Here is a 16,795-nt window from a genome sequence, read left to right as displayed (position 1 = left end):
CCTTAAGGCTGCCGGCGCAGGCGCCTCGCGCGCGCGCTTGGGACGGTGTGGCATGAGCGATCGACTGGCGGCGGCGCAAGCGGCCCTCAACGCGGGGCGGACGGCGGAGGCCATCGACCACGTCCTGGCCGCGCTGGCGGAGGATCCCGCCCGTCCGGCGCAAGTCTACCGCGCCCTTCTCACCCAGCTCTACCAGGCCGGCCGCTACGAAGAGGGCGCGACCTGGGCGGCCCGCGCCGTGGCCCAGCATCCGCGCGACGTCGATCTCGCCAATCTTCGCGGCATTCTGCTGCGCCGCCTTGGCCGTCTCGAGGAGGCGCTGGCCGCGCTCGACGACGCCGTCCGGATCGCGCCGCAGCTGGACGCGCCGCAATACAACCGTTGCAACGTGCTGCTCGACCTGCGCGACGGCGCCCGGGCCGAGGCAGGCCTGACCAAGCTGGTGCGCCAGCAGCCGCGGAACGCCGAATTTCAGCGCCAGCTCGGCCGCGCCTTCCTGCTGCAGGGCAAGACCGACCCCGCCCTGGTGCGGTTCCGCCAGGCCGTGGCGCTGCAGAAGGATCTCATCGACGCCTGGCTGGACCTCTCTGGCGCGCTGAACGAGCTGCACCGGACGAAACAGGCCGAAGAGGTGCTGGACAAGGCGATAGCGGCCAATCCGGCCCACCCGCGCCTGATCGAGGCCCGGGTCATCGTGCTGCGCCGGGCGGGACAGTTCCGCCGCGCGGAGACCTATCTGCGGAGCTTTCTGCCGCAACTGGAGAGTTCGGCCTGGCTGCACAATCAGCTCGGCCAGACGCTTGGGGAATACGACCGCGCGAGCGGCAACGTCCACCTGCGCCGGGCGATCGAGCTCGAGCCCACGAACAATGACTATCGGCTGACGCTGATCGAGAGCCTGGAGCGCACGCGTGCGGGCGACGAAGGCGCCAACATCGAAGAGGCCTACCAGCTGGCGAAGTCGGCCCTGGCGCAGGGCGGCGAGATCACCGACCCGGGGGCGCGGAAGATCCTCTACGAGGTTCTGCAGCGGGTGGCCGACTACGACGCCATGCCCCGCGTCGGCGATTTCCGCGGCCGCGGCCGCGCCTGGGCGGAGAGCGGCCGCCACGCCGCCCTGATGAAGCAGCTCTCGGCGGTGGAGACGGACGAGGACCGCGCCGAGCTTCTGGAGCAGCATCAGATCTGGGGTCGGAAGGTGGAGCGCCACACCGCCGAGGCGCCGATCCGCCGCCCGAAGCCGCGCGCGAAAGACGGTCGCATCCGGCTGGGCCTGATGTCTTCGGACCTGCGCCGCCACCCGGTCGGCTATTTCGCCATGCCGCTGTTCGAGAGCATCGACGAACGCTTCGATCTCTACGCCTATTCCTACTCCCAGGGGGCGGAGGACGAGGTGCAGAAGGCCATGGCCAGCCGGGCCAAGGCCTTCCGCTGGAAGCCAGAGATCGGCGCGCGCGAAGCCGCCCAGGTGATCGCCGACGACCAGCTCGACATGCTGATCGAGCTGGGCGGATCGACCTACATGAACAAGCTGGACGTCATGGCCTACCGGCCCGCCGCCCGGCAGGCGAGCTGGCTGGGCTATCCGCATTCGGCGGGGCTCTCGACCATCGACTACCTTGTGGTCGACCCCTACGTCATGCCGCAGCGGCCGGAGCTGATCCAGGAAAGGCCGCTGATGCTGCCGCACGCCTGGTATCCGCTGGGCGCCTTCCACTTCCGCCCGGAGCCCGCCGCCAATCCCGAACCGCCGGTTGCGCGCAACGGCTATGTGACCTTCGGCACGGCGAACAATCCGCAGAAATACACACCCCATGTGATCGCCGCCTGGGCGCGGGTGATGCGCGAGACGCCGGGCTCGCGGTTCCTGTTCATCCGTCCGGAAGGCGGCGCGCGGACCTTCCGCGAGAACCTCTGCGCCATCTTCGAAGCCGGCGGGGTCTCGGCCGATCGCATCCAGTTCGAACCGGTGCGGGGCGCGCACCTGCCGCACTACAACCGCCTCGACATCAGCCTCGACTGCTTCCCCCAGACCGGCGGGACGACGACCTGCGAGTCGATGTGGATGGGCGCGCCCTGCGTGACCCTGGTGGGCGCAGGCGTGTTTGAGCGGCTGAGCTACTCGACCCTGATGAACCTGGGCCTCGGCGATCTCTGCGCTCACTCCGTCGACGAATACGTGGCGATCGCCGCCGGCCTCGCCGCCAATCCCGCCCGCATCGCCGAACTGCGATCCGGCCTGCGCCAGCGCATGCAGGCGAGCCCGCTCGGCCAGACCCAGGCCTGGGCGCGCGACTTCTACGCCGCGGTGGCGCGGACGCTCGAAGCGGCGGACCACTAACTCAAGGCGGCTCGGCTCGGCTCCGCCCCTTCCCCCGTCATTCCCGGCCTTGTGCCGGGAACCCATGCACACCGAAGGACGAAGCCCGTCCTGCGCCTTCGACGTTCATGGGTGGCCGGGACGGGGCCCGGCCATGACGAATACGAACGTCAGCGCCCCGCGGCGGCCTGCAACGCCGCGTACCAGCCCACGTAGTCGTCCCAGAAGGCGGTCTCGTCCCAGCCCTCGCGCGGGGCGGGCTCGGCGTTCACCCGGCGCAGCGGCTCGGGAAACTCGGTCTGTTCCGCGAAGGCGACCGGACAGGCGCGGCCGAGCCGGCGACCGGCCTCGGCGGCGACCTTTTCGGCGAAGTCGCCTTGGGTCGCGACCCAGCCGCTCGGACGATGGACCGAGGGCGCAGCAGGGTCGCTCAGGAGTGCGGCGAGATGCTCGGCATAGGCCCGCGCCAGCAGGGGCGCCGGCAGGTGGTCGCGCAGGTAGAGCGGCGTGCGCACGACCGGCGTCTCGCCGGCGAACCAGCTGCGGAACAGATAGGCCGGGAAGGACCGCTGCTGCTCCAACGGGCCGTAGGGACTGGGGATGACGAAGCGGCCGAACCGCAGTCCAGCCCAGGCGGCGTAGTGCTGGAAGGCGACGTTGGTCAGGGTCTTGGAGAGGCCGTAGGGCGTCACGGCGAGGGGAGCGTCGCGTGAGCCGCCCTCGCCGGCTTCGAACACCGTGCCGGTCACCAGGACGGCGCGCGCGCCCTGCCCCGCCAGCGCCTGCAGCACCTCCGGCGCGCCGGCGAGATTGCGCGCGACCGCCGCGGCGGCGTCGAAGCCGGGGTCGCGGTAGCCGGTCACGTCTGCGGCGTGATGGGCGAGGGCCGCGATCTTCGATCGGCTGCGGACCAGGTCGAGGAAGGCCTCCGAGCCGAACGGGCGGGCATGGACCACCTGCGCCACCGACTTGAGCCGGGCGATGCGCGCCAGCCGCTCGGCGTCGTAGTCGCCGCGCTCGCGCAAAAGGGGGGCAATGACCTCGAACCCGGCCGTGGCCAGGGCCTCGGCGATCCACAGGCCGGTGAAGGAGCTGGCGCCGGTGAGGAGGACCCTCTCGCCCATCAGCCGGCCTCGTAGTCCAGGTAGCCGGCGTCGCGCGGCGAGATCATCTCAGGCGCCGCCGGCCAGGCGATGGCGAAGGCGGGATCGTCCCAGCGCACCCCGGCCTCATGGCCCGGTCGATACTCGGGCGCGATCTGGTAGATCACGTCGGTGTCCGGCTCGAGGGTCAGGAAGCCGTGCGCCACGCCCTCGGGGATCAGCAGGGCCCGACCGTTTTCAGCCGACAGCTCGGCGGCGGTCCATTGGCGGTAAGTCGGGCTGTCGGGACGCAGGTCGACCGCCACGTCGAAGATCCGCCCGCGGACACAGCGCACCAGCTTGGTCTCCGCGTAGGGCGCGGGCTGGTAGTGCAGGCCGCGCAGGGTGCGGGCGTGCAGATTGCGCGACAGGCTGGTCTGGGCCGGAACGAAGGGATGGCCCGCGGCGGCGAACTCCTCCGGGCAGTGCAGCCGCGCGAAGGCGCCGCGCTCGTCCGTGCGCGGTTCGATGTCGACCACGACCACGCCGGCGATGGCGGTCGCGGTGAACCGCATCAGCCGACCACCTCGGTCCGCGGCGAGGCCACGACGAACCTTCCGTCCCATTCGGCGATATGGGCCAGCTGGCCCATGATCTCGGCCTTCAGGTTCCACGGCAGGATGAGCAGATAGTCCGGCCGCACCTCGCTGACCTTGTCCGGGGCGAGGATCGGGGCGTGGGTCCCGGGCAGGAAATGGTCCTGCTTGGCGGGGTTGGCGTCGAAGGCCGCGACGATGTCGTCAGCCGTGGCGCCGCAGTAGTTGAGGAAGGTGTTGCCCTTGGCCGCCGCCCCATAGGCGGCGATCCGCCGGCCCTGCGCCTTGGCGGCGGCGACGAAGGCGCGGAAGCTGTCGCGGACGGCCTCCACCTTGGGCGTGAAGTCCAGATAGGTCTCGATCCGCCCCAGGCCTGCGGCGGCCTCGCGCTCGCGCAGCGTCTGCAGCGCCTCGGTCTCCGACCGGTCCGAGCCGACGTGGCAGCAGAACAGCCTGAGCGAGCCGCCATGGGTCGGCAGCAGCTCGACGTCGAAGGGCCGCAGCCCATTCGCCGCCAGCACCTGCTCCACCGCCAGCAGCGACAGGTAGGAGAAGTGCTCGTGGTAGATGGTGTCGAACTGCACCAGCTCGATCAGGTTCAGCAGGTGCGGGAATTCGAAGGTCAGCACGCCTTCGCCCTTCAGCACATGGCCGAAACCGGCCACGAAGGCCGAGATGTCGGGCACATGGGCCAGGACGTTGTTGGCCGCGATCAGGTCGGCGCGAACGCCGCGCGCCGCCAGCGCTACGGCCGTCTGCTCGTTGAAGAAGGCGACCTCGGTGGCCACGCCGCGCGCCCGCGCCGCCTCGGCGGTGTTGGCGGCCGGCTCGATCCCCAGCACCGGCACGCCCATCGCCACGAAGTGCTGCAGCAGATAGCCGTCGTTGCTGGCGATCTCGACCACCAGGGAGTCCGGCCCGAGGTTCAGCCGCTCGGCCATGGACTCGGCGTAGCGCCGGGCGTGCGCCACCCAGCTCGGCGAGAAGGACGAGAAGTAGGCGTAGTCCTGGTCGAAAATGGCTTCCGCCGGCACGACGTCGTCCACCTGGACCAGGAAACAGGCGTGGCAGACCCGGGCGTGCAGCGGATAGCGACGCTCGGTTCCGGCCTCCAGTTGCTCGCCCGTCAGGTTGCTGTTGGCCAAGGGCTGATCGCCGAGGTCCACGAAGGTGTGAACCAAGGGGGTCCGGCAGAACCGGCAATGGGGGGTGGCGCTCATAAGCAGGCTTCGTAGCCTGCGATCTCTTCCAGACACAAGTCGAGCGCGGCCTCGCCGGCGGCCTGGCGACGGTGCCAGTCCATGGTCAACGCCACGGCCGCCGGCGCGTCCAGCCGGCTTTGGAAGCCGAGGATCTCGGCCGCACGGGTGGCGTCGATGGCCAGCGAGCGCGCTTCCAGCGAGTCGGGATCCGGGTCGTGACGCCAGGGCTTGGCGCCCAGGGCCGCGACGCCAAGGCTCGCCAGCTGGCCGACGGTCACCTCCGGCCCGCCAGGACGAGGACCGAAGTTCAGCGCCCGCGGCGTTTCCGGACGCTCGGCCAGGGCTTGCAGATAGGTGAGGTAGCCGGCCACGCAGTCGAGCACGTGCTGCCACGGCCGGGTGGCTTCCGGATGGCGCAGCTCGACGGTCTCGCCGGCCTGGGCGGCGCGGACGATGTCGGCCACCAGGCGGTCGCGTGAGAAGTCGCCGCCGCCGATGACGTTGCCGCCGCGCGCCGTGGCGACGGGCACGCCCTCGCGCTCGAAATAGCTCTTGGCGAAGCTGGCGGTGACCAGCTCGGCCGCGGCCTTGGAGGCCGAATAGGGATCCTTGCCGCCCAGGGCGTCGCTCTCGACGAAGGGCCGGCCGGTCTCGGCGTTGGCGTAGACCTTGTCGGTGGTGATCACCAGGATCGCCTGGAGCGCCGGCTGGTCCCGCAGCGCCTGCAGCAGGTGGGCCGTGCCCATGACATTGGTCTCGAAGGTCTCGATCGGATCCTCGATCGCGGCGCGGACGATCGGCTGGGCGGCCATGTGCAGCGCCAGGTCGAAAGCCTGGTCGGCGACCAGGGCGTGAACCGCCTCCGGATTGCGCAGGTCCACCAGCCGCGAGCTAACCCGGCGGGCGACGCCGGCCAGCTCGTAGAGGCTGGGATCCTGGTCCGGCGGCAGGGCGAGGCCGGTGACCTCGGCCCCCATCCGCGACAGCCAGATCGCCGCCCAGGCGCCCTTGAAGCCGGTGTGGCCGGTCAGCAGGACGCGCTTGCCGCGCCAGAAGCCGGGATTCAACGCCACGGCGCCGCGCCCGAGGCCCACAGGCTCTCCAGGTGGTTCTTGTCGCGCAGGGTGTCCATCGCCGCCCAGAATCCGTCGTGACGGTAGGCCATCAGCTGACCATCGTGGGCGAGGCCTTCCAGCGGCGCGTTCTCCCAGACCGTGGCGTCGCCGTCGATACGGCCCAGCACGCTCGGCTGCAGGACGAAGAAGCCGCCGTTGATCAGGCCGTTGTCGCCGGGCGGCTTTTCGCTGAAGCGCTGAACCTGGCCCCCGTTGATCTCCAGCGCGCCGAAGCGGCCAGGCGGGGCCACCGCGGTGACCGTCGCCTCACGTCCGTGTTGGCGATGGAAGGCGGCGAGCGCGGTCAGGTCGACGTCCGAGAGACCGTCGCCATAGGTCAGGAAAAAGGGCTCCGCCGGATCGAGGTAGCCGGCCACCCGCTTCAACCGGCCGCCGGTCATGGTCTGCTCGCCGGTCTCGACGAGGGTCACCCGCCAGGGCTCGTGGTTGGTGGCGTGATATTCGATGGCGCCCCTGGCCAGGTCGACCGTGACGTCGGCGTTGTGGAGCACATAGTTGGCGAAATACTCCTTGACCATGTAGCCTTTGTATCCAAGGCACACGATGAAGTCGTTGAAGCCATGACGTGAGTAATGCGTCATGATGTGCCAAAGGATCGGCCGACCGCCGACTTCGATCATCGGCTTGGGCCGGAGATGGCTCTCTTCCGAGATGCGCGTGCCGAGCCCGCCCGCGAGGATCACCGTCTTCATGCTTCGCCTCTTGCGGGCCTTCCCAGCCCCACTCGCTCCCTCTTATAGCGAACCTCCGCCCGGATGAAGCTTGCGCTGATCGCCATCGCGCGAGATGGATGCGGCATGGCAGAGGCGCCGCGCGTCACCTTTCTCATCGCCGGCGTCCAGAAGGGCGGCACGACGGCGCTCTACGACTATCTGGCGGACTATCCGGACGTCGCCCTGTCGCGCGTGAAGGAGGTCCACTTCTTCGACGACGAGACCCGGGACTGGCGTGCTCCGGACTATGGCGCCTACCACGCCCAGTTCGACGCCCCCGACGGACACCCGTGCGGCGAGGCGACGCCGATCTACCTCTACTGGCCGAACGCCCTGGAGCGCATCGCCGCCTACAATCCGGCGATGCGGCTGATCGTGACCCTGCGCGATCCGGTGCAGCGGGCCTGGTCGCACTGGCGCATGGAATACGCGCGCGGCGCCGAGCGCGAGCCCTTCGGCTGGTGCATCCGCCAGGGCCGCCAGCGCCTGTTCGAGGCCCGGCCCCCCGTCGCGCCCTGGGGCCATCACCGCGAGTTCTCCTATGTCGAACGCGGCTTCTATGGCGAACAGCTGGAGCGGCTGTTCGCCCAATTCCCACGGGAGCAGGTCCTGATCCTGCGCGCCGAGGACCTGAGGCGGGATCCGGCCGCGGCGCTCAGCCAGGCGCGCGGCTTTCTCGGACTGGCCGATGCGCCGGCGCCGGCGGCGCGGGAGGTCCATGTCGGCCGGGAGATCGACTACGGCTCGACGCTGACGGCGGAGGACACGGCCTGGCTGCGCGGCGTCTACGCCCGCGATCAGGACCGGCTGCAGGCGCTGGCCGGCTTCAGCTACCGCTAGCCGACTCAGAACTGCGTGTTCTCGCGCAGGAAGGTGTTGAGCACATTGGTCGGGCGGATGCCGTAGCGCACGCTGGCCCGCTCCACGCGAGCATGCGACGCCTGTTTGATGGCGGCGAAGAAGGCGCGGTCCGAGGTGACGCCCGGCCCCTCCGCCCAGCGGCCGAAGGCCCGCGCGGCCAGCACCTTGTCGACGAGCAGACAGTTCGGATCGACCAGCCCGCCCTGCGGCGCGAATCGGCCGGCGTCGGGGCCGACCGAGTCCCAGCGGTCGACGCCCAACTCGCGCCCGGTGGTCTCGTCGATCAGCATACGGAGCGAATAGGCCCACACCTTGCCGCGGATCGCCTGCATCACGCCTGCGAGATGGTCCGGCTCCCAGCTGTTGTCGTCGTCCAGGTAGGCGACATAGCGGGTGTTGGCCATGAAGCTGAGCATGGAGCGCAGCGAGCCGCCGTCGGTCGCGGGGTGCACGCCGCCGTGCCGGATCGAGGTCGAATAGGGCAGCGCCAGCACCAGGGCCGAGACGTGGCTGGGCCGGCGGTCGAGCAGGGCCGCGAGGTCGACCGGCGTCTCGCCCGCCTTGTCCACGCCGATCATCAGCTGGATCCGCCCGGGGAAGGTCTGCCGGAAGACGGACTCCACCGCGGCGCCGATGCAGGGGCGAAGGATGGTGGGCATGACCACGGCCACGTCCGCCGGCGCCTGCGGATCCGCAGCGTCGGGATAGTACTGCCCGATCGGGCTCGCCGGCTGGTTCATCCCGCCTATTTCTCCGCGAGATTGCGCCAGAGCTTCCGTGCGAAGCGCGTCTTCTGCATGTAGAGCTCGATGGCCAGCCGGTTGCGCGGTTGCGGCCGGACGCCGGCCATGTGCTCGCGGGCCGCCGCCGTCGTACGGAAGGCGGTGTAGGCCTTGAGCTGGTTGGTGGTCAGCTGCGGGAACAGGAACTCTTCGTCGCGGCCGATCTCGTGCACGGCGGAGTTGGCCCCGACCGGCCGCGTGTGCACCGCCGGACAGGCGTCGATCACGTAGCTGCGGACGCCGCGGCCCAGCATCACCTCGGCGAGCTTGATGGCCATGATCTCCGAGCCCCAGCCGGACTTCATGTATTCGAGCGCGTGAACGCCGGCGAGGAAGGCGGTGCGGAAGATGTCGGAGCGGTAGCCCGGCATCATGTTCTCGACCCAGTTGACGTGGTGGCAGACGACGCCGGCCATCTGCCGCGTGGCGCTGAACGAGACGTTGTCGTTCTTCACCGCCGGTTGGAAGGCGTCGGCCTCCAGTTCGGCCGCCATTGCAAACAGCTTGTGCAGGTCCGCCGCGCCAGCCTCGAAATGGATGTCGTCGTCGGGCAGAAAGACATAGCGGTACTGGGAATAATCCTGGCCCTCGCCGAGGCAGACCTCCTCCAGCAGGACCTGGCGGATGAGGTCGATCTTCAGCCCCTTGCGCCGCCAGAACCGGTCTGCGCCGGCGCTGTAGCGCTGGGCGACCTCCTCGGAGTCGCCGTAGTAGACCACCCACAGGTCGAACGCGCGATCGGCGACGAAGCTCTCGTGGAGCGACCGGTCGCCGGCCATCACAACCACCAGGTCTCGCGGTTCCGTCCCCATGGTCTCGTTCGGCTGCGCCGCATCACGGTCGCGCGCCGCGCGAGGCGCCGACGAACCCGGGGCGGCTAGGTTTGAGTCGTCGCTCGTTCTAGCTGCGCCGCGCTTCGGAGTCTTGCCCGATGGGGCGGCGGGCCGCCGCCTGCTCTCTGGAAGTTGATCGCCCGGGACCCGGATTTTCTTTGCCCGAGCGCCGCTTTCGGCTAAGCTTTGACGTCAGCCTAGCTCTCCATGGCTGTGTCGCTTTGGCCGGGCAGCAGACCGCAAGGTTCGCTGTCCGGCCTTTGTGTTTGTGGGCTTAGGCTTGAACGCGCTTAGGCTCGGGGCGTGAGCACGACCGCGCCAAATCGCGCCATCCACAGAAGTCCCCGCTGAACGAACGGCTGCTCGCTCGGTGCGAACCGCGCGGCGGTTTCCGCGACGGTGGCGGGACCGTGCTGCGCGAGCGCGTCGAACACCTTGCGCGCCGCATCGAGACTGGGCCGGTGCACGTCGCTGTGGGCTGCGAGCGGCGAGGTCAGGACGGCCAGAAGGCCACCCCAGGCGGCGCCGGGCGGCAGGCTGACCTGCCAGCCCGGCTGGAGGTGGTGGGTCGGGTAGCCGCCGAACAGGGTGAAGGGGTCGGGCCGGAAAGGATTGGCTGCCGGCGCAGGCACGACCGGGGCGGCGCGGCGACGGGCGTTCTGCTCGGCCCACAGCGCCTGATACTGGGGGATGATGGCCGACCAGTCGAAGGCGCTCAGCGCGCGCGCCTTGGCCTGAGCGCCCATCCTGCGGCGCAGGTCGGCGTTCTCCGCCAGGTCGACGATCGCCTGGGCGGCCGCGGTGAAGTCGATGGCCGTGAACTGGCTCGCGGCCCCGACATAGGTCTCATAGTTGATCACGCTGTCGGCGTAGGCGTAGGCGAGGTCGCCGCCGTCGCCCGGACGGGGGGCGTAGGTCGCGATCCGGAAGCCGTCCTCGCCCGGGCGGACGGTGTCGCGATAGCCGTCCCAATCGGTGACGACCGAGGGCAGGCCGGCGGCCATCGCCTCCACGGGGGTCAGGCCGAAGGTCTCCTGGATGTTGTCGGAGAAGCTGATGAAGAAGTCCGCGACCGACCAGATCGAGAAGCGGACATCGGCGGGACGGCCGTCGAGCTCGCGGTAGTGAACCGAAGGGCAGAGCGCCCGCGCCTGTTCGTGGTGTTCGCTGATGGCCTGCTCGGTCGCCGCCCAGCCGGAGTTGACCCAATAGAGCGGCCGCGAGGTGCGCTGCGCCGCCTGCTCGAGGGCGATCGCCATCAGCGCCGGGTTCATCTTCGCGCGCGCGCTGAACCGGCCGACATAGAGGGCGACCACGGCGTCCTCGGGAATGCCGAGCTTCTCGCGCCAGGCCTTGCGATGCTCGGCGGTGGTGGCGAAGTCTTCGACGTTGATGCCGAGCGGGATGGTGACGCGCTGCGGTTCAGGGCGCCGGCGCGGCCCATATTCCTGGGCGAGGTAGCTGCGCACGCCGTCGAGCTGGGTCTCGACCGAGGCGCGCACCGCTTCGGAGGTGCAGATCAAGGCGTCGTAGTCCTGCAGCGGCGAGAGCAGCAGGTCCGAGACGTTCTGCATGATGGCCGCGGTGGCGGTCGTATGGGTGATGCCGCAGATCGCATAGGACTGCTCGCCGAGCGGGCGGCGCGCCCAGGCCTCGCCGGCGATCCCGGGCACCGGCATGTTGAGCACGCCCACCTCGCCGAGCCGGCGGCGGCTGGCATGCCAGGTGAGGGCCCGTTCGTTGGGATGGATCCGCCGGACCATGGCCATGACCTCGGCGATCGGTCGCCGGTTCACATTCCAGAGGTGGACCGCGTCCACCTGACCGTGACGCAGGAACCCGCGCAGGAAGCTTTCGCCCGCGGAATGGCGGCCCATAAGGCGCGCGCCGGTCGTGTCGTAGGCGTCGGGATGGAAATAGAGGGCTGCGTTCGACATGGCCCTTTAAGACCGCGACCGCCGCGCGAAGGGAAGTCCGAAAAGAGCCGACGGAAGTCCCGAAAGACCGGAAGGAAGGCCCCAAAAGAAAAGGGCCGCCCCGAAGGGCGGCCCCAAGCTTTGTCTGAGCCGTAAGGCTTAGACGATGTTGGTCGAGTCAATGTCGCTCAGCGAGCGACCGACCAGAACCACCGCGCTGTCGGCGGCCGTCAGGCCACCGCCGTTGGTGGTGTCGGCGAACACAACCACGTCGCTGCCCACTTGGACGGCGACGATGTCGTTGCCGGCGCCGAACTGGGTGTTGGCGAAAGCCGTCGCCGCCGCGTAGTCCGTGACGGTTTGTTCGATGTAGGCCGACGCCGTCGTCGTCGTGAAGCTCAGGTGGTCGCCCGAGGTCCAGTCGCGGATCTGGTCCTGGCTGCCGATGGCGATGTTCGAGTCGCTCGTGCTGAACACGAAGGTGTCGTTGCCATCGCTGCCGAAGAACACGTCCTTGCCGGCGCCGCCGGTGATCGTGTCGTCGCCGAAGCCGCCGGTGAGGGTGTCAGCGCCCGCGCCGCCGGTGATCAGGTCGTTGCCCTGACCGCCGCCGATCGAAAGACCGCCGCCCGCAGTGTGGGCCGCGCCGGTGATCGTGTCGTCGCCGAGGCCGCCGGAGACGGTGTCGTTGCCCGCCGCGGTGCTGAGGCCGAGGGTGACGGTGTCGTTACCCGCGCCGGCGTCGATGCTTTCCGAGCCGGTGTAGGCGGCGTTGCCGGTGATCGTGATGGTGTCGTTGCCGTCGCCGCCCAGGATGGTGTCGTTACCGACGCCAGCGCCGTGGGTCACGGCCAGGGTGTTGGTGCCAGCGCCCAGGTCGATCGAGGCCGAGAAGCCGGTGCCGGTGTAGGTGATGCCGTCGTTGCCGTCGCCGCCGAGGATGGTGTCGTTGCCGCCCGCGGTGATGGTGAAGGTGTCATCGCCCAGGTCGCCGGCGATGTACTTCGCGCCCGTGCCGGTGACGGTGATCGTGTCGTTGCCAGCGCCGCCGTGGTAGATGGAGGAGCCGACGTCAGCCGCCGTGATGGTGTCGTTGCCGGCGTTGCCGTTCACTTCGATGGTCGTCGTATGCGTCGACGCCGTCAGCGTGATGGTGTCGTCGCCGTCGTCGCCGAACGCCTGGCTGTCATCGGTCGTGGCGCCGAAGGACAGGGTCAGGGTGTCGTTGCCGGCCGCGCCATGGATGATGTCGTTGCCGCCGCCGCCGACGACGGTGTCGTTGCCGAGGTCGCCGCTGATGATGTCAGCGCCCGCGCCGCCGGTGATCGAGTCGCCGCCTTGACCGCCGAGCAGGGTGTGCGAGCCCGTGCCGCTGGCCGAGATCGTGTCGTCGCCGAGGTTGCCCTGGACGAAGTCACTGCCGGTCGAGCTGATCGTGATCGCGTCGTTGCCAGCGCCGCCGTAGATGGTGTCGTTGCCGGCGCCGCCGCCATCCGCGAGGATGTCGCCGCCTTGGTTGCCTTGGATGTAGTCGGCGCTGGTGGTGCCGGTGATGGTGTCGTCGCCCGCGCCCAGGAAGGCGCCCGCGGCGAGACCGGCGGCCGTGCCGAAGGTTTCGCCAGCCGTGCTGCCCACGTACAGGTTCGAACCGGTCGAAGCCATGGTGACGGTTTCGCCCGACAGGCCCGCACCGAAGGTCTTCACCACGCCGCTGTTGGAGTCGGTCACCACGACCTTGACGCTCGCCGGCGTCGTCGCGTCGCCCGGATCGGTCACAAAGGCGACGCGGAACTTCGCGCCCGTCGAAGTCGTGTTGGAGATCACCAACGAGTCGGAGCCCGAGCTGTAGCTCAGCGCCTGTGCGTCAGTGATCGTCTCAAAAGTATAGTTCGCCATTATTCTCTCCAGTCTGTGTCACACGGACCCCGGCACGCCTGACCCCCATCCCCGATGGAGCGGTCCCGACGGTCCATCACCCCATGCGCCACGGCGGAACCGCGGCGAAGGTTAAACGAGCCCGATGGAAGACGTATCGGATGAGGGCCCGTCGCGCAATATCAAAAAGGCCACACTAGGGCGGCTTGGAGGCCGAGCTTTACCGCGTCTGCGCAGGGGGAAAACGCTCGGAAATCGGCCCAGAAAACGGTTAAAAAACGGTGTCGGACGAGCCTCTGAAAGCCCGTCCGAAACCGTCTGCCTTACCGCTCATGGAATGCGTCTTCCAACGTGTCGGTAATGGGCGAAATCAGGAAGCTCAGCAGCGTCCGATTCCCGCTGACCAGCATCACGCTCGCCGGCATTCCGGGGGTGATGCGCTCGCCCGGCCGGAGTTTCGTCAGTTCTTTGGGATCGATTCGCACGTCTACGCGGTAAAACGACAGTCCCAATTTCTCATTATTCGTCTTCTCGGGCCCGACCATGGTCACCTTCGCGTCCATCGGATTGTGCCAACGCGGGTTCAGCGCCAGGATTCGCACCCGCGCATCCATGCCCATGCGGACCGATTCGATGTCCTGCGGCTTGATCATCGCCTGGACGAACAGCGGGGAGTTGGCGGGCACCACCTGCATCAGCACCTCCCCGGGGTTCGACGCGCCGCCGGGCGTGAACTGGGTGAGGTTGAAGACGTAACCGTCCACCGGGGAGCGGAGCACAGAGTGTTCGAGCGCCGCCTTGGCGGCGGTCAGCCGCGGCAGCACGTCGGCCAGCTTGGCCTGGGCGTCGCGCATCTCGTCCGCCGCCTGGGTGTGCCGCTGGTCGCTCATGGTGACCATCTGCATGCGGGTCTCGCCCTGCTGCTGCTTCAGCCGGGCCATATCGGCCAGCAGCGAGCCCTTGCGGCCGGCCAGCTCGGACATCGAGCGCTGGTAGCGCAGGATCAGCTGCCGGGGCGCATAGCCCTTGGCGTAGAGCGTCTTGTAGCCCGCCATCTCCTCCTCGGTCAGCGCGGCCTGGTCCTTCACCGACTCGACCTGGGCCTGGTCGCCCTGGATCTGGTTCTGGATCTGGTCGAGGCGCTGAGCGAGCACCGAGGTCTGGCTCTTGAACAGCTGCAGGCGGGTGCTGAACAGCAGCTGCTGGTCGCGGATCGACCCCGCCACGCGCGGATCCGACGCCCGCGCCATCAGCTCCGGCGGGAACTCGATCGTCTCCCGCCCGCTGGCCTCGGCCGCGGCCCGGGCGGCCTGGGTCGTGAGCACGTCGGCCTGGTTCTGCAGGACTTCCACCGACGCACGTTCGTCGGTGTCGTCAAAGGTGATCAGCGTCTGGCCGGCCTTCACCAGCTGGCCTTCCTGCACCAGGATCTGGCGCACCGTGCCGCCCTCGCGGTGGCGAATCGTCTTGAGGTTGGCCTCGACCTCCACCTCGCCCTGCGCCGTGATTCCGCTGGCCAACGGGGTCAGGCCGGCCCAGAGGCCCAGGCCAAGGACCAGCACGCCGATAATGACGCCGCCGATGATCATCGGCCGCCGCAGCCTGCGCTGCAGGTGGGGAGCGATCGGTCCCGCGACTTCCGTGCCGAAGACCGGCGTGACGTAGCCGTGGCCGTGGGGCGGCCCGAGATCAAGCTTCATCGTCCGGCCTCCACGGCGCGCACTTCGGCGGGTTTCGTCAGCCTGGCGAGCACCGCGTCGCGCCCGCCGAACAGCTCCATGCGTCCGTCGCGCAGGGCCAGCAGCTTGTCGGCCACGCGGAAGACGCCGACCTTGTGCGAGATGATGACGACGGTCGCGCCGTTCGCCTTCATGGTCTCGATGGCGCTCATCAGGGCCACCTCGCCTTCGGCGTCGAGGCTGGCGTTCGGCTCGTCGAGCACGATGAAGGCGGGATCGGCGAGCATGGCGCGGGCGAGGCCCACCCGTTGCCGCTGCCCGACCGACAGGACGACGCCGCCGTCGCCCACCTCGGTGTCGTACCCCTTGGCGGTCCGCAGGATGAGCTCATGGACGCCGGCGAGCTGCGCGGCGCGCACCACCTGCTCGTCGGTGATGTCATCGCGGAAACGCGCGATGTTCTGGCGGACGGTCCCGGCGAACAGCTCGGTGTCCTGGGGCAGGTAGCCGACGTGGCGGCCGAAATCGGCTCGGTTCCAGCTGAACACGTCGGCGCCGTCGAGGCGCACGATGCCGTTGATCGGCCGCCAGATGCCCATCAGCAGGCGCGCCAACGTCGACTTGCCCGCGCCGGACGGGCCGATCACGCCCAGCACTTCCCCAGGCTCGATCTGGAAATTGACGCCGGACAGCAGCAGCCGGGTGGCGCCGGGCGGGGCGAAGTTCAGCCCTTCGACGCTCAGCCGGCCCTTGGGCCGCGGCAGCGCCGTCGCCGACGAGGCCGGCTCGGCCTTCTGCAGGATTTCCATCAACCGGCCGTGCGACCGGGCCATGTTGTTCAGCGGCTCCCAGGCGGCGACGATCTTCTCGATCGGCGAGAGCGCGCGGGCCGCCAGGATCATGTTGGCGAACAGCATGCCCGAATGCAGCTGGCCCCTCATGATCAGCCAGGCGCCGACGGCGATCGTCAGGATCTGGATCGCCATCCGGGTGGCCTTGATGGTGTCGGCGTAGGCGTTCGACACCTCGGCGGTGTCGGCGCCCCGCTCGATGGTGATCCGCCGGAAGTGGGCCCAGGCCTGGCCGAGCGTCGGCAGCATGCCCATGGCCCGCACCACCTCGCCGTTGCGCAGGGCCGCCTCGGTGAAGGCGTAGCTCTTCAGCGCCGCGTCGTTGGCTTCGCGCATGGGCGGCCGGATCGCGCGTTCCTGCGCCAGGGCCAGGAAGATCAGGGCGACGGCCCCCACGGTGGTCAGCACGCCGACCAGGGGGTCGATCAGGTAGAGGACGAAGATGAAGACCGGGATCCAGGGCAGGTCGAAGAAGGCCGCCGCCGCCACCCCGGTCAGGGTCTGCCGGAACGAATCGAGGTCGCGCAGCACCTGCGAGCGGCCGTTGGCGTCGCCGCGCACCGCGGAATCGAACAGGCTCGAGAACAGCCGCCCGGAGACGCGCTGGTCGAGCACCACGCCGTAGTTGATCAGGATCCGCGCCCGATAGTCGTCGATCACGCTGGAGACGGCGAAGACGAAGACGGTGATGAAGGTCAGCACCCAGAGCGTCGACTGGCTCTCGCTCTGCATCACCCGGCCGTACACCTGGTAGGTGTAGAGGGGCATGGCCAGATAGAGGACATTGGAAAAGAAGCTGAACACCGCCGCGACGGCGAATGGCTTCTTGCCCTCGTTCAACGCGCGCGTCAGCACGTTGTCGGGTTGGTTCGTGAGGAACGTCAGAAATTTCATGGTCGCCGAGCTGTCCCGTCCGAGGCGCCGCCAAGATACCCGAAAGGTGGCTGAA

General features: G+C 69.2%; 13 protein-coding genes. 2 read left to right on the top strand and 11 right to left on the bottom strand.

Translation table 11 applies throughout. The features are described 5' to 3' along the window. Positions 1 to 52 precede the first annotated feature (52 nt). The gene (locus ACSQ2B_RS20615) at positions 53 to 2,341 is read left to right on the top strand and encodes an O-linked N-acetylglucosamine transferase family protein (RefSeq protein ID WP_436052826.1); all 2,289 of its coding nucleotides are present in this window, start codon (positions 53 to 55) and stop codon (positions 2,339 to 2,341) included. 149 nt (positions 2,342 to 2,490) lie between these two features. Here the strand turns inward: ACSQ2B_RS20615 and ACSQ2B_RS20610 are convergent, their stop codons facing one another. The 5 genes from ACSQ2B_RS20610 to rfbF are packed head-to-tail and all read right to left on the bottom strand — an operon-like array spanning position 2,491 to position 7,028. After that, the gene (locus ACSQ2B_RS20610) at positions 2,491 to 3,444 is read right to left on the bottom strand and encodes an NAD-dependent epimerase/dehydratase family protein (protein WP_436052825.1); all 954 of its coding nucleotides are present in this window, start codon (positions 3,442 to 3,444) and stop codon (positions 2,491 to 2,493) included. Then, positions 3,444 to 3,977 carry a dTDP-4-dehydrorhamnose 3,5-epimerase gene (gene rfbC / locus ACSQ2B_RS20605; RefSeq protein ID WP_436052823.1) on the bottom strand — a complete coding sequence of 178 codons (534 nt, stop codon included), beginning with the start codon at positions 3,975 to 3,977 and terminating at the stop codon, positions 3,444 to 3,446. The genes ACSQ2B_RS20610 and rfbC overlap by 1 nt, the downstream gene beginning before the upstream one ends. Beyond that, on the bottom strand, positions 3,977 to 5,218 hold the full coding sequence (locus ACSQ2B_RS20600) for a methyltransferase domain-containing protein (protein ID WP_436052822.1): 1,242 nt from the start codon (positions 5,216 to 5,218) through the stop codon (positions 3,977 to 3,979). The genes rfbC and ACSQ2B_RS20600 overlap by 1 nt, the downstream gene beginning before the upstream one ends. Further along, the gene (gene rfbG / locus ACSQ2B_RS20595; RefSeq protein WP_436052820.1) at positions 5,215 to 6,273 is read right to left on the bottom strand and encodes a CDP-glucose 4,6-dehydratase; all 1,059 of its coding nucleotides are present in this window, start codon (positions 6,271 to 6,273) and stop codon (positions 5,215 to 5,217) included. The genes ACSQ2B_RS20600 and rfbG overlap by 4 nt, the downstream gene beginning before the upstream one ends. After that, complete coding sequence (rfbF, locus tag ACSQ2B_RS20590; protein ID WP_436052818.1) at positions 6,264 to 7,028, bottom strand: glucose-1-phosphate cytidylyltransferase; 765 nt, start codon at positions 7,026 to 7,028, stop codon at positions 6,264 to 6,266. Before rfbF ends, rfbG begins: the two co-directional genes overlap by 10 nt. A gap of 105 nt (positions 7,029 to 7,133) precedes the next feature. Here rfbF and ACSQ2B_RS20585 point away from each other — a divergent pair, with 105 nt between their 5' ends. Continuing rightward, entirely contained in the window at positions 7,134 to 7,889 is a 756-nt protein-coding gene (locus ACSQ2B_RS20585) for a sulfotransferase domain-containing protein (protein ID WP_436052816.1), read from the top strand. A gap of 5 nt (positions 7,890 to 7,894) precedes the next feature. On the opposite strand, the gene ACSQ2B_RS20580 is transcribed toward ACSQ2B_RS20585, so the two are convergent. From ACSQ2B_RS20580 to ACSQ2B_RS20555, 6 genes are all read right to left on the bottom strand, one after another. Continuing rightward, on the bottom strand, positions 7,895 to 8,650 hold the full coding sequence (locus ACSQ2B_RS20580; RefSeq protein ID WP_436052815.1) for a hypothetical protein: 756 nt from the start codon (positions 8,648 to 8,650) through the stop codon (positions 7,895 to 7,897). Positions 8,651 to 8,655: 5 nt separating this feature from the next. Beyond that, positions 8,656 to 9,504, bottom strand: coding sequence for a hypothetical protein (locus tag ACSQ2B_RS20575; RefSeq protein WP_436052813.1), 849 nt, complete (start codon positions 9,502 to 9,504; stop codon positions 8,656 to 8,658). Positions 9,505 to 9,815: 311 nt separating this feature from the next. Next, positions 9,816 to 11,462, bottom strand: coding sequence for a glycosyltransferase family 4 protein (locus tag ACSQ2B_RS20570; RefSeq protein ID WP_436052811.1), 1,647 nt, complete (start codon positions 11,460 to 11,462; stop codon positions 9,816 to 9,818). 138 nt (positions 11,463 to 11,600) lie between these two features. Further along, entirely contained in the window at positions 11,601 to 13,337 is a 1,737-nt protein-coding gene (locus ACSQ2B_RS20565) for a beta strand repeat-containing protein (protein ID WP_436052809.1), read from the bottom strand. 302 nt (positions 13,338 to 13,639) lie between these two features. Beyond that, the gene (locus ACSQ2B_RS20560; protein ID WP_436052807.1) at positions 13,640 to 15,016 is read right to left on the bottom strand and encodes an HlyD family type I secretion periplasmic adaptor subunit; all 1,377 of its coding nucleotides are present in this window, start codon (positions 15,014 to 15,016) and stop codon (positions 13,640 to 13,642) included. Next, positions 15,013 to 16,740 (bottom strand): type I secretion system permease/ATPase, encoded by a 1,728-nt coding sequence (locus ACSQ2B_RS20555; RefSeq protein ID WP_436052805.1) that lies wholly within the window; start codon positions 16,738 to 16,740, stop codon positions 15,013 to 15,015. Before ACSQ2B_RS20555 ends, ACSQ2B_RS20560 begins: the two co-directional genes overlap by 4 nt. Positions 16,741 to 16,795 lie beyond the last annotated feature (55 nt).

The sequence above is a fragment of the Phenylobacterium sp. LjRoot225 genome (assembly GCF_964252855.1).
Classification (GTDB): Bacteria; Pseudomonadota; Alphaproteobacteria; order Caulobacterales; family Caulobacteraceae; genus Phenylobacterium.
Note: the sequence above shows the minus strand (reverse complement) of the source record. Positions and strands in the feature narration are given on the sequence as shown.